This is a genomic window from Pseudomonas sp. 6D_7.1_Bac1 (assembly GCF_025465945.1).
Classification (GTDB): domain Bacteria; phylum Pseudomonadota; class Gammaproteobacteria; order Pseudomonadales; family Pseudomonadaceae; genus Aquipseudomonas.
In genome coordinates this window covers 79,265-92,302 of sequence record NZ_JANLNW010000028.1, presented here as the reverse complement: position 1 = coordinate 92,302, position 13,038 = coordinate 79,265, and the positions used below count along the sequence as shown (strand labels likewise).

Genomic DNA, 13,038 nt, shown 5'->3' with positions numbered 1-13,038 from the left:
CGGGGGGGGGGGGGGGGCGGGGGGGGGGGGGGGGCGCCCCCCCCCCCCCCCCCCCCCCCCCCCCCCCCCCCCCCCCCCCCACAAGGGGTTATCCGTGTGGCCTGAACTGACTCGGCGCCACCCCGCTCCAGCGCACGAAGGCATGGCGGAAACTGGCGGTCTCGCTGAAGCCCAGCGCCTCGGCAATGCGGTAGATCGGCAACTGATCCTCATAGAGCATCTGTTTGGCCTGCTCGAAGCGCAATTCGTCGAGCAATTCCTGATAGCTGCAACCCAGGTCCTTGAGGTGCCGACGCAGCGTCCGCGCAGAGCAATTCATCTGTTCGGCCAATCCTTCAAGCCCCGGCGCCGCATTCAACTGCGCGCTGAGCAGTTGGCGGATGCGCCCCAGCCACGCCTGGCGTCCCGTGAACTCGGTGTTCTGCTTGCGACAGCGTTCGGCCATGGCCTGATGGGTGATGACGTCGGCCAGCGGCAAGGGCTGGTCGAGCCAGTGTTTGTCAAAGGCGAAGGCGTTATCGGTGCAGTCGAAGCGCATCGGGCAATCAAAGTGCGTCGCATAGCTGGCCTGATAATCCGGCGCCGAATGTTCGAAACGAGCACCGAGCAGTGGCAGTGGATGTCCCAGCAAGTCGTCGCAGATGACCTTCAGCGAGACCAGGCAGAACTCGGCGTTGAACACCGCCAGCGCCGGGCTCTCCCGGTAATCGGCGGCAACGAACCAGATACGCTCGCCGTCGTCTTCAAGGCTTAGCTCGAAAAGTGTTCCCAGCAGCGCCGGATAACGAATCGCCAGACGCAAAGCGTCACCGAAGGTGGCACTGGTGAGCAGCGCATAACCGAGAATGCCGTAGGACGAAACGTGCATGCTCCGACCCAGTTCCAGGCCGAGATCGCGCTTGAGTGCGACCGCATTGGCGCAGACCTGCATCTCTTGGTTGGTGGTGATTCGCGTGTCCGCCCGGCTCAAATCCGCCGCGCTGATGCCGCTTCCCGCAAGCAGCGCTTCACTTGAAAGCCCATCGGCCTTGAAGGCATTGAGCACCAGGGAAACGGCGTTGAGGGTGGTGAGGTGGGAGTGGAGCATGGGCGATTCCAGCGTTGGGTTGGCTGGAAAGGAGCAAGTTATATGCCGAGCCACAAACCTGTGGGAGCGAGCCTGCTCGCGATGACGGTGTATCAGTCAACATCACTGTTGAATGGTTGACCGCTATCGCGAGCAGGCTCGCTCCCACAGGATTTGTGGTGTGTCAGCTTAGTTCGCCGCAAAGGTCGAGTTCTACAAGCCGGCGAACCTCTGCTGTTTCCAGATCCGAACCCAACAGCGCGTGCAACTTGCCAAACGCTGCTTCACGGGTCATGCCGCCACCGGACAACACCCCGACACCCCGCAAGCGGCTGCCGGCCTCGTAGACATCCAGCTCAACCCCGCCTTCATGGCACTGGGTGATCGCGACCACCACGATCCCCTGATCCCGCGCCCGCTTCAGGCTGGCGAGAAACTCAGGGTTGTCACTCGGCCCGGTGCCGCTGCCGAAGCATTCGAGTACCAGACCCTGGACGCCGCTGTTCAGCACACCATCGAGTTGTTCCGCGCCGATACCGGGGAACAGTGGCAGCACACCAACCTTGGCCAGTTGCTTGCTCTGACGGTACTCAAGCGCTGCCGGTAGAGCAGGCACTTTAATGCCGCCGCCCTGGCGTTGCAGGCGGGCAAACGGATGACGGCCGAAGCTGCGGATTTTCGCGCAGCGGGTCGGGTCCAGCAGTTCGCCGTGGAAGTACAGCTGCACGCCCGGTGCCAGACCCTGGCCGAGGGCGACCAGCGCACCACTGAGGTTTTCCCAGGCATCGCTGTCAGGCACGCCGGCCGGCAGCATGGAGCCGGTGAACAGCACGCGTGCGTGCAGGCCCAGCAGCTGGAAACACATGGCGGCGGCGCTGTAGGCCAGGGTGTCGGTGCCGTGCAGGATCAGCACGCTGTCGCAGCCGTCGACCTCGACCGCTTCGATCACCGCGTCACGCAGGCGCTGCCAGTAGGCCGGGGTCATGTTGGCGCTGTCGATCAGCGGTGACATTTCGCGAAAGCGCCACTGCGGCACGACGAGTTCAGGTTGGCTGTGCAGGTAGTCGCGCATCCGCGCTTCGAAGCCGGACGCCGGGGCCAGGCCGTTGGCGCTGGCTTGCATGCCGATAGTGCCACCGGTGTAGAGCACCATGACGTGCTGTGCGGCAGGGTAGGAATTGGAAATCATCAGGTGGTCTCCGCAAGAGATGACTGTGGGAGCGAGCCTGCTCGCGATAGCGGTATGTCAGACACCGCTATGTCGACTGTCAGTCCGCTATCGCGAGCAGGCTCGCTCCCACAAGTAGTTCACTTTAGCTGACGGGCGCAGGGGATGCGCCCGTCGTTTACCGATCAGCGTTGCGCTGCGGTCACGCCTTGAGGCTCAGCTTTGGCCTTTGGGGCGGCGGCTGGCGGATTCGCGGGCCAAGCGTTGAGGTCCAGGTCCAGGTCCGGGAATTTGCTGGAATCGAACACTGGCGTCTTGATGCCGGCGGCGCGCTGGTCATCGTAGTCACGCAGGATGCGCATGCCGACCTTGAACAGCAGGAACAGCGCGATCAGGTTGACGAACGCAAGCATGGTCATGGTGATGTCGGCGAACGCGAACACCGTGCTGAGGTTCTCGATAGCGCCCCAGAAGATCAGCACCAGCACCAGTGCGCGGTAGCCCATCAGCGCCTTGCGGTTTTCACCGATCAAAAAGCGCAGGTTGCTCTCGCCCAGGTAGTAGTTGTAGAGGATCGAGGTGAATACGAACAACGCCAGCGCGACGCTGATGAACATCCGGCCCCAATCGCCCACTACAGCGGCCAGGGAGTTCTGGGTCAGGGCGATGCCGTCACCTTCGAAGCCCGGGGTGTAGAAGCCCGACAGCAGAATCAGCAGCGCGGTGCAGGTGCAGATCACGAAGGTGTCGAGGAACACGCTGAACGCCTGAACCACGCCTTGTGCGACCGGGTGCTCGACCGAGGCCACAGCGGCCACGTTCGGTGCACTGCCAAGGCCCGCTTCGTTGGCGAACACGCCACGCTTCACGCCCATGATGATGGCGCTGCCGATCAGGCCGCCGAAGGCCTGGTCCAGACCGAAGGCGCTTTTGACGATGGTCATCAGCATGCCTGGCACGTGATCGAATTGCAGCACGATCACATAGAGGGTCACCGCGATGTAGACCAGGGTCTTGACCGGTACCAGCAGGTCAGCGATGGCCGCAATGCGCTTGATCCCGCCGACGAACACCAGGCCCAGCAACACCGCCAGACCGAGGCCGGTGTAGGTGGTGTCAAGGCCGAAGGCGTTGTTCAGCGAGTGGGTCACGGCGTGAGCTTGCAGGCCGTTGAAGGCGAAGCCGAAGGTGACCAGCAGCAGGAACGCCATGATCATCCCCAGCCAGCGTTTTTGCAGGCCGTGCTGGATGTAATAGGACGGGCCGCCACGGAACTGGCCTTCGGAATCGCAGCGCTTGTAGAGCTGGCCGAGGGAGCACTCGAAGAAGCTGCTGGACATGCCGACCAGTGCGGTCACCCACATCCAGAACACCGCGCCCGGGCCGCCGAGGGTCACGGCGATACCGACACCGGCGATGTTGCCTGCGCCGACACGGCCGGCAAGGCTGAGCATCAGTGCCTGGAAGGAGCTGAGTTGACCGGCGCTGCTGCGCAGGCTGTCGCGGAAGACCGAGAACATGTGGAAGAAGTGACGCAACTGAACGAAACGCGAGCGGATCGTGAAGTAGCTACCGAGCCCGACAATGAGCACGATCAGTACTTTCCCTGAGAGGAAGTCGTTAATGACTTCGAGCATGGAGTATTCCTCGCTGTTTTTTGTGTAGGCAAATGCTGGTCGGTCCGACACATCGCGTTACACCAGTCTGCGCACGGCACAACGGGTGGGCGAAGTTCGTCCCGGGTCCATATCGCGGGTTTGTTATTAGTTCGGGTTTCGCATGGGTTTGGGCCTCGTTACCGACGACCGCTCATGCGAAGAGGGGCGGCACTATACCTATCAGTGCGGCGCCCGTCTGCACGGTTGTGGTGCGAACGATGAAACGAAGCCTTTGAAACACCTGACTTTTTCGAGTCAGGCTCATGTGGGAGCGAGCCTGCTCGCGATGCAGGCACTGCGGTCCATCAGAGGCACCGCGTTATCGTTCATCGCGAGCAGGCTCGCTCCCACAGAAGACGTTTGTCCGGTCAAAGAGTTAAAAAAAAGGGCCTGGAGAATAATCTCCAAGCCCTCAAAAGGTGAGAGGTGTCTAGTCCCTCGACCTGGTGAGCGTGGCTCTTCGTGCTCTTCGTTAAAAGAGAAAGAGCCGGCGTTTGGTCAAGCCTTCAGAGGCACCAGACGCGGGGCAATCATGTTTTCCGGGCGCAGGATGTCGGCGAGCATGGCGTCGTCGAGCAAGCCTTCTTCGCGCACCAGTTCCAGCACGCCACGGCCGCTTTCAAGGGCGATACGGGCGATGCGGGTGGCGTTTTCATAGCCGATGTACGGGTTCAGCGCGGTGACCAGACCGATCGAGTGCTCGACCAGTTCACGGCAGCGGGCTTCGTTGGCGGTGATGCCGACGATGCAGTGCTCGCGCAGCATGTCCATGGCGCGTTGCAGCAGGCGGATCGAGTCGAAGATCTTGAAGGCGATCAGCGGCTCCATCACGTTCAGTTGCAGCTGGCCGCCTTCGGCCGCGATGGTCAGCGCCAGGTCGTTACCGATGATCTGGAACGCCACCTGGTTAACGGCTTCCGGAATAACCGGGTTGACCTTGCCTGGCATGATCGAGCTGCCTGGCTGACGCGCTGGCAGGTTGATTTCGTTGATGCCGGTGCGTGGTCCGCTGGACAGCAGACGCAGGTCGTTGCAGATCTTCGACAGCTTGACCGCGGTGCGCTTGAGCATGCCGGAGAACAGCACGAAGGCGCCCATGTCGGAGGTGGCTTCGATCAGGTCGGCAGCCGGTACCAGCGGCTGACCGCTGATCAGTGCCAGGCGCTGAACGGCCAGGAGCTGGTAACGCGGGTCGGCGTTGATGCCGGTACCGATCGCGGTGCCGCCCAGGTTCACTTCGGTCAGCAGTTCTGGTGCCAGTGTTTTCAGGCGTGCCAGGTCTTCGCCCAGGGTCGTGGCGAAGGCGCGGAATTCCTGGCCAAGGGTCATCGGCACGGCGTCTTGCAGCTGGGTACGACCCATCTTCAGAACGTGGCTGAATTCTTCACCTTTGGCCGCGAACGACTGGATCAGGCTGTCGAGGCTGGCGAGCAGGGCGTCGTGACCCAACAGCAGACCCAGGCGGATAGCCGTCGGGTAGGCGTCGTTGGTCGACTGCGCCATGTTCACGTCGTTGTTGGGGTGCAGGTATTGGTATTCGCCCTTGCTGTGACCCATGGCCTCCAGCGCGATGTTGGCGATGACTTCGTTGGCATTCATGTTGGTTGAAGTGCCGGCGCCGCCTTGAATCATGTCCACCACGAACTCTTCGTGGAAATCGCCGCGGATCAGTCGTGCACAGGCTTCGCTGATGGCAGCGTGCTTGGCTTCGCTCAGGTGACCCAACTCGCGGTTGGCGTCAGCAGCGGCCTGTTTGACCATCGCCAGACCGACAACCAGCTTCGGGTAATGCGAAATCGGAACGCCGGAGAGACGGAAGTTGTTCACCGCTCGCAGGGTCTGGATGCCGTAATACGCTTGAGCCGGTACTTCGAGTACGCCAAGCAGGTCTTTTTCGGTGCGGAATGATGCAGCGGAGGACATGATAGAAATCATCTCGATATGGACCCGGTCTGTGCCGGAACGCTGCGAATGCTAGGCTTGTGCAGAATTTTGGGCCAATGCTGTTAAGCACTGGCCTATGCACATTCGGCATAATGCCCGTGTGACGCCGTGTGCATGGCGAGCGTGTGACCTAAATTGGTGCGTGTCCGGGAGGACGTGATGAATCTGGAAAGCAAATGGCTTGAGGACTTTAGTGCCCTGGCCGCCACCCGCAGCTTCTCGCAGGCCGCCGAACGGCGCTTCGTGACTCAGCCGGCGTTCAGTCGGCGGATTCGCAGCCTGGAAGCCGCATTGGGCCTGCAACTGGTCAACCGCTCACGCACGCCTATTGAACTGACAGCGGCGGGGCAGTTGTTTCTGGTCACCGCACGCACGGTGGTCGAGCAGCTCGGCGAAGTGCTGCGGCATTTACATCACCTCGAAGGCGGGCAGGGTGAAGTGATGCAAGTCGCTGCCGCTCACTCCCTGGCCCTGGGCTTCTTCCCGCGCTGGATCGCGCAACTGCGCAACGAAGGCTTGAACATCGCCACGCGGCTCGTAGCAACCAACGTGGGCGACGCCGTGCACGCCCTGCGCGAAGGCGGCTGCGATCTGATGCTGGCGTTTTACGACCCGGACGCCGCCATGCAAATGGACCCGGAAATTTTTCCGTCGCTGCATTTGGGCCACACCGAAATGCTCCCGGTTTGTGCGGCCGATGCCGACGGCAAACCGCTGTTTGACCTTGAAGGCGAGGCCAGCGTGCCGCTGCTGGCCTATAGCGCCGGGGCTTTTCTCGGCCGTTCGGTAAACATGTTGCTGCGCCAGCGTGCGCTGCGCTTCACCACCATTTATGAAACCGCCATGGCCGACAGCCTGAAAAGCATGGCGCTGGAAGGGCTGGGCATTGCCTGGGTGCCGCAATTGAGCGTGCGCGCCGAACTGGCGCGCGGTGAGCTGGTGGTTTGCGGTGGCCCGCAATGGCACGTGCCGCTAGAGATTCGCCTGTACCGCTGCGCGCTGGTGCGCAAGGCCAATGTGCGGTTGTTGTGGCGCAAGCTTGAGGGGGGCGCTGCACAAGGCGCTTGAACCCACCGAAGAACCCTTGTGGGAGCGAGCCTGCTCGCGATAGCGGACTACCATTCAGCACGAGTGTCGACTGAGCCGACGCCATCGCGAGCAGGCTCGCTCCCACAGGTGGATTTGTGGTGCGTTTTGGCTGACCTTAAAGTCAATAAAACCGGGACTTTGCGGCATATGACAGATGGTCGTTCAGGGGGCTGTTTATCTGCTTCATTGAGGTATACTGCGCGGCCTTCGGCCGGCTTGTCTGGCCATAATTCGTACAATCAAGCCACGCATTTTGCGTGGCTTGTTGTTTTTTGACGCGCCTGCGGGCGCCCAGAGAGAAGAGGCACGACGATGAGTGCACTGGTTGGCGTGATCATGGGCTCCAAGTCCGATTGGTCCACCCTTAGCCACACCGCCGATATGCTGGAAAAGCTCGGCATCCCTTACGAGGTGAAAGTGGTCTCTGCCCACCGCACCCCGGACCTGCTGTTCCAGTACGCCGAAGAGGCCGAGGCCCGAGGCATCGAGGTGATCATCGCCGGTGCCGGTGGTGCGGCCCACTTGCCAGGCATGTGTGCGGCCAAGACCCACCTGCCGGTGCTGGGCGTTCCGGTGCAGTCGTCGATGCTCTCGGGCGTCGATTCGCTGCTGTCGATCGTGCAGATGCCCGCGGGTATTCCGGTTGCCACCCTGGCCATCGGCAAGGCGGGCGCGATCAACGCCGCGCTGCTGTCGGCAAGTATCCTGGGCGCCAAGCACCCGCAATTTCACGCGGTGCTGAAAACCTTCCGTGCTGAGCAGACAGACAGCGTCCTGGACAATCCAGACCCACGCATCGCCTGAGGTTGTTGACGATGAAGATCGGTGTAATCGGTGGCGGCCAGTTGGGTCGCATGTTGGCCCTGGCGGGTACGCCGCTGGGAATGAACTTCGCTTTCCTGGACCCGGCGCCGGATGCCTGTGCAGCCGCGCTGGGTGAACACCTGCGGGCCGATTACGGTGATCAGGATCACTTGCGTCAGTTGGCCGATGAAGTCGACCTGGTGACCTTCGAGTTCGAAAGCGTCCCGGCCGAAACCGTGGCGTTCCTGTCGCAATTCGTCCCGGTTTATCCGAGTGCCGAAGCGCTGCGCATCGCCCGCGATCGCTGGTTCGAAAAGAGCATGTTCAAGGACCTGGGTATTCCGACCCCGGCCTTCGCCGATATCCAGTCGCAAGCCGATCTGGAAGTCGCAGTTGCCACCATCGGCCTGCCCGCCGTGCTGAAAACCCGCACGCTGGGTTACGACGGCAAGGGCCAGAAAGTCCTGCGCACCCCGGCTGATGTGGCTGGCACCTTCGCCGAGCTAGGCAGCGTGGCCTGCTTGCTGGAAGGCTTCGTGTCGTTCACCGGTGAAGTTTCGCTGATCGCCGTGCGCGCTCGCGATGGCGAAACGAAGTTCTATCCGCTGGTCCACAACACCCACGACAGCGGCATTCTCAAGTTGTCCGTGGCCAGCACCGACCACCCGCTGCAAGCCTTGGCCGAGGATTACTCCAGCCGGGTGCTCAAGCAACTGGACTACGTCGGCGTGATGGCGTTCGAGTTCTTTGAAGTCGACGGTGGCCTCAAGGCCAACGAAATCGCCCCGCGTGTACACAACTCCGGGCACTGGACCACCGAAGGCGCCGAGTGCAGCCAGTTCGAAAACCACCTGCGCGCTGTTGCCGGCCTGCCGCTGGGTTCGACCGCCAAGATCGGCGAGAGCGCGATGCTCAACTTCATTGGCGTAGTACCGCCGGTGGAGAAGGTTGTCGCTATCGCTGATTGCCATCTGCACCACTATGGCAAGGCGTTCAAGATCGGTCGCAAGGTCGGTCACGCCAACCTGCGCTGTGCTGACAGGGCGACGCTGGAGCGGCAGATTCTCAAGGTCGAAGCACTGATCGCCGAATAGTTTCATCTGGCCGCGACGGAACCTTCGGTCGCCGCCGTTCTCTGATGGCAGGATGCCAAAGCCTGACTAGGCTTTGGCATATCAACTCCATTCAGAGGGAAACGCCATGCACATTATTGGAACCATCTTTATCGGCTTGATCGTTGGTCTGCTGGCCCGTTTCCTGAAGCCAGGTGACGACAGCATGGGCTGGATCATGACCATTCTGCTGGGTATCGGTGGTTCGCTGGCCGCGACCTACGGTGGTCAGGCGCTCCATATCTATGAGCCAGGGCAAACGGCTGGCTTCATCGGTGCGCTGGTGGGCGCGATCGTTCTGCTGGTGATCTACGGCTTTATCAAAAAGAGCTGATTCAAGCGACAAAGCCCTCTCTGCGTCGCACGTAGAGAGGGCTAGAATGCTCGACGATTTACTGACTTCCCTTTGCCGAGCATATTCATGCGCCGTCTTCTGCTGACTCTTCTATTGCTGGGCACTGGCCTGGCCCATGCCGGCGAACTGCCGGAAACCGACTGGCTCGAACTGATGCCCAAGTCGGACCAGAAAGCCCTCGAGGCCATGCCTGAAATCGACCACAACTCGCCTGAAGCCAATGGCACCTTTACCGACAAGGGGGGCCTGAAGCAGAGCAAGGGCTTGCCGGCGGTGATGTATTCGACCAAAACCGTGGCGTCGATGAACGACAAGAACATCCGCATCGGCGGTTACCCCGTACCGCTGGAAACCGACGAAAAAGGTCGCAGCACGCTGTTCTTCCTGGTGCCTTACCCTGGGGCCTGCATCCACGTGCCGCCACCACCGCCTAACCAGTTGGTACTGGTGCGTTATCCGAAGGGGTTGAAGCTGGACGATATCTACACACCGCTGTGGGTCACCGGCACGCTGAAGATCGAGAAGGTCAACAACGACCTGGCCGACGCGGCCTATGCACTGGATGCAGAGAAAGTGCGGGCGGTCAAAGAGTCGGATCTATAAAGGCATCAATCAATGTGGGAGCGAGCTTGCTCGCGATGAGGCCATAACACCCAACCACTATGTTGGCTGTTACATCGCCATCGCGAGCAGGCTCGCTCCCACAGTGGTTCAGGGTGTTGCTTAGAGCGGCTTGCTGGCGATACTCACACCCAAGGTATGACTCGCACCCGGTGCCAGATTCACCACGTCATCCATCACGTTGGCCGTTTCGATGCACAGCATGCGCTGCCAGCCATCGCCTGCCATGTCGCTGAACTGCGCCGCGCGCGCGATCCACGGGTTCCAGATCACCGTCGAGCGTGAGCCTCGGCTGGTCAGTTCGATGGAGCGTTCCCAGTCAGGATCGACGATGTTCAATTGTGCAGGTGTATTCAGGTAGATCCGGTCGGTTTCACCGGTAAAACGCAGATCGCCGGTCTGAGTGACGGTTTTCCAGTTATCCAGGGTTTCGAGGTAGTTCAGCCCGTCCAGGCCTTCGACGTGCACATTGCGTATATCGCTGACCGCGAAGTAGCTGTGCAGCGCCTGGCTGATGCTCACGCTGTCTGCGCCGCGATTGTGGCTGGTCAGGCTGATGTGCAGTTGCTCATTCAGATGAATGCTCAGCGTCAAATCGACCTGATGCGGCCAGCCGGGTAGGCCGCCTTCCGGTAGCGGCAGGACAAACTCGACCTTCAGGCTTTCGCCTTCGGCTTCAATCGCGCCCAGCTCCCAGTCCATCGCCCGTACCAGCCCATGGGCAGTGGCAGATTGATCGCTGACACGCATTGCCTGAACGCTCGCTGGGTTGCGGTCCAGATTGCCAAACCACGGCCAGCACACGGGAACGCCTGCACGGATGTTTTTGCCGGTTTTGAACACAGCCTCATCGTTGAGCCAGATCAGCGGCGGTTGCCCGGCCAGTTGATAGCTGAGGATGTGCGCACCTTGCTGGGCCACCAGCAATTCGGCCTGGCCGTGGCGGATGCGCCAGCAGTTCAGTTCATCCAGTTTCACGGCTTCAACGTTGGGAGTAGGCATGTTGCACATCTCGTTCAGGATCAATGACAGCAATGGACCGCAACAGGGCCGACGTGTTTAACGCTTCCCGGGTATAACGAGCTCTGGGTTTAACGAGCTCTAGGCGGAACCGAACGAGTACGGCCGCTGCCATCGATGGCGACGAACACGAACACCGCTTCAGTGACTTTACGCCATTCACTGGACAATGGATCGTCGCTCCAGACTTCGACCATCATCTGAATCGAACTGCGGCCGATTTCCAGCGCCTGGGTATAGAAGGACAGTTGCGCGCCCACCGCGACCGGTACCAGGAACGCCATCCGGTCGATCGCCACGGTTGCTACGCGCCCGCCCGCGACTTTGCTGGCCATCGCCGTGCCGGCCAAATCCATCTGTGACACCAGCCAGCCGCCGAATATATCGCCAAAGCCGTTGGTTTCGCGGGGAAGCGCGGTGATTTGCAGGGCCAGATCGCCTTGCGGAATAGGATCTTCTTGTTCGAGCTCTATCATGCCGGGGGTGCCTCTGACCCGTGACTCTTGGAATGTGTAGCGGGTGAATAGCCGTCTTGGGAAAAACGATTCAGCCCGAACATACTACGTTCGTCGCGTTTTTCGTAAGGCGTACTAAAGGGAAACTCTGCGAAACCGGCTGATTGGAGCCAACGACGTTTTCGCACAGCAACCCTTTCAGCGTGTTGCAGGTTGCGAGTATATCGAGCGGTAGACCGCACGACGACCGTCCGGTTCTCATTTTGACTGTCAAATATGCACCTCTATGTGCTTTTTCGGACAATTTGCTATCGTGCCGAACCTGCCCAAGCCCCTGCCAGCGTTGTTGAGGCTGCAGACCTGACTATAAGAGAAGCCCTTGCCATGACCGCAGCGCCATCGAGCATAACGACACCCGCGCAACCTGCACGTCCCTTGACCCGCAACGACTACAAGACGCTGTCGCTTTCCGCTTTGGGCGGTGCGCTGGAGTTTTACGACTTCATCATTTTTGTGTTCTTCGCCACGGTCGTTGGCAAGTTGTTCTTCCCGGCGGACATGCCCGAGTGGTTGCGGCTGATGCAGACCTTCGGCATCTTTGCCGCCGGTTACCTGGCACGGCCACTGGGCGGCATCGTCATGGCGCACTTCGGTGACCTGCTGGGGCGCAAGAAAATGTTCACCCTGAGCATTTTCATGATGGCCGTACCGACGCTGCTCATGGGCTTGCTGCCGACTTACGCGCAGATCGGCATGTGGGCGCCGATCCTGTTGCTGCTGATGCGGGTGATCCAGGGCGCGGCGATTGGCGGTGAAGTGCCGGGGGCCTGGGTATTCGTCTCCGAACACGTGCCACAGCGGCACATCGGCTACGCCTGCGGCACGCTGACGTCTGGCCTGACTGCCGGCATCCTGCTCGGCTCGCTGGTCGCTACCGCGATCAACAGTATTTACAGCCCTGAACAAGTGGCCGATTACGCCTGGCGGATTCCGTTCCTGCTCGGCGGTGTGTTTGGCCTGTTCTCGGTCTACCTGCGCCGTTGGCTGCACGAAACCCCGGTATTCGCCGAGCTACAACTGCGCAAGGCGCTGGCCGAAGAAGTGCCGCTGCGTGCGGTGCTGCGTGACCATCGCGGCGCCATCGCCATTTCTATGCTGCTGACCTGGCTGCTGTCGGCCGGGATCATCGTGGTCATTCTGATGACCCCGACCGTGCTGCAAACCATTTATCACTTCTCGGCCACTACCGCGCTGCAAGCCAATAGCGTGGCCATCGTGTGCCTGAGCCTGGGCTGCGTGGCCTCAGGTGCGCTGGCGGATCGCTTCGGTGCGGGTCGGGTGTTCGTGTTTGGCAGCGCGGCGCTGCTGGCGACGTCCTGGGCCTTCTACCACAGCCTGCTCAATCATCCCGACTGGCTGTTCCCCCTGTACGCGCTAACCGGCCTGTTCGTCGGCACCATTGGCGCGGTGCCGTTCGTGATGGTCAAGGCGTTCCCGGCCGTGGTGCGCTTCAGCGGCCTGTCGTTCTCCTACAACCTGGCCTACGCGATCTTCGGCGGCCTGACCCCGATGGTTGTCACCCTGCTGCTAAAGGAAAGCCCGATGGGGCCTGCCTACTATGTGGCGATCATCTGCAGCATCGGCATTCTGGTGGGTGCTTACTTGTGGAAGAAAGGGCGCTAATCAGCGCTCATCGCTGGCTTGCCGGCGATGAACTGTTACACGATGTTGCGGGAGCCCTCTGGG

12 protein-coding genes are annotated in these 13,038 nt (G+C 61.0%); 6 read left to right on the top strand and 6 right to left on the bottom strand.

The genetic code is table 11. The features are described from left to right. Positions 1-88 precede the first annotated feature (88 nt). The 4 genes from NTD87_RS08185 to NTD87_RS08170 all read right to left on the bottom strand — a co-directional run bounded on the left by NTD87_RS08185 (position 89) and on the right by NTD87_RS08170 (position 5,815). Positions 89-1,087 (bottom strand): AraC family transcriptional regulator, encoded by a 999-nt coding sequence (locus NTD87_RS08185; RefSeq protein WP_262113151.1) that lies wholly within the window; start codon positions 1,085-1,087, stop codon positions 89-91. A gap of 163 nt (positions 1,088-1,250) precedes the next feature. Beyond that, on the bottom strand, positions 1,251-2,255 hold the full coding sequence (locus tag NTD87_RS08180) for an asparaginase (RefSeq protein WP_262113150.1): 1,005 nt from the start codon (positions 2,253-2,255) through the stop codon (positions 1,251-1,253). A gap of 164 nt (positions 2,256-2,419) precedes the next feature. After that, positions 2,420-3,871, bottom strand: coding sequence for an alanine/glycine:cation symporter family protein (locus NTD87_RS08175; protein ID WP_262113149.1), 1,452 nt, complete (start codon positions 3,869-3,871; stop codon positions 2,420-2,422). Positions 3,872-4,390: 519 nt separating this feature from the next. Then, positions 4,391-5,815 (bottom strand): aspartate ammonia-lyase, encoded by a 1,425-nt coding sequence (locus tag NTD87_RS08170; protein ID WP_262113148.1) that lies wholly within the window; start codon positions 5,813-5,815, stop codon positions 4,391-4,393. 180 nt (positions 5,816-5,995) lie between these two features. Between NTD87_RS08170 and NTD87_RS08165 the strand changes: the two genes are divergently transcribed. From NTD87_RS08165 to NTD87_RS08145, 5 genes are all read left to right on the top strand, one after another. Beyond that, positions 5,996-6,904 (top strand): LysR substrate-binding domain-containing protein, encoded by a 909-nt coding sequence (locus tag NTD87_RS08165; protein ID WP_262113147.1) that lies wholly within the window; start codon positions 5,996-5,998, stop codon positions 6,902-6,904. A 333-nt stretch (positions 6,905-7,237) separates the two neighbouring features. Continuing rightward, positions 7,238-7,729 (top strand): 5-(carboxyamino)imidazole ribonucleotide mutase, encoded by a 492-nt coding sequence (purE, locus tag NTD87_RS08160; protein WP_019694319.1) that lies wholly within the window; start codon positions 7,238-7,240, stop codon positions 7,727-7,729. A gap of 11 nt (positions 7,730-7,740) precedes the next feature. Further along, the gene (locus NTD87_RS08155) at positions 7,741-8,823 is read left to right on the top strand and encodes a 5-(carboxyamino)imidazole ribonucleotide synthase (protein ID WP_262113146.1); all 1,083 of its coding nucleotides are present in this window, start codon (positions 7,741-7,743) and stop codon (positions 8,821-8,823) included. Between the two features lie 106 nt (positions 8,824-8,929). Beyond that, entirely contained in the window at positions 8,930-9,175 is a 246-nt protein-coding gene (locus NTD87_RS08150; protein WP_262113145.1) for a GlsB/YeaQ/YmgE family stress response membrane protein, read from the top strand. Between the two features lie 87 nt (positions 9,176-9,262). Then, positions 9,263-9,799, top strand: coding sequence for a DUF3299 domain-containing protein (locus NTD87_RS08145; RefSeq protein ID WP_262113144.1), 537 nt, complete (start codon positions 9,263-9,265; stop codon positions 9,797-9,799). Between the two features lie 120 nt (positions 9,800-9,919). On the opposite strand, the gene NTD87_RS08140 is transcribed toward NTD87_RS08145, so the two are convergent. Both NTD87_RS08140 and NTD87_RS08135 read right to left on the bottom strand, forming a co-directional pair. Further along, positions 9,920-10,819, bottom strand: coding sequence for a D-hexose-6-phosphate mutarotase (locus tag NTD87_RS08140; protein WP_262113143.1), 900 nt, complete (start codon positions 10,817-10,819; stop codon positions 9,920-9,922). 89 nt (positions 10,820-10,908) lie between these two features. Continuing rightward, positions 10,909-11,313 carry an acyl-CoA thioesterase gene (locus NTD87_RS08135; RefSeq protein WP_003177184.1) on the bottom strand — a complete coding sequence of 135 codons (405 nt, stop codon included), beginning with the start codon at positions 11,311-11,313 and terminating at the stop codon, positions 10,909-10,911. Between the two features lie 363 nt (positions 11,314-11,676). On the opposite strand from NTD87_RS08135, the gene NTD87_RS08130 reads away from it, so the two are divergent. Beyond that, positions 11,677-12,975, top strand: a complete 1,299-nt coding sequence (locus NTD87_RS08130) for an MFS transporter (RefSeq protein ID WP_262113141.1) — start codon at positions 11,677-11,679, stop codon at positions 12,973-12,975. The last annotated feature ends 63 nt before the right edge of the window (positions 12,976-13,038 follow it).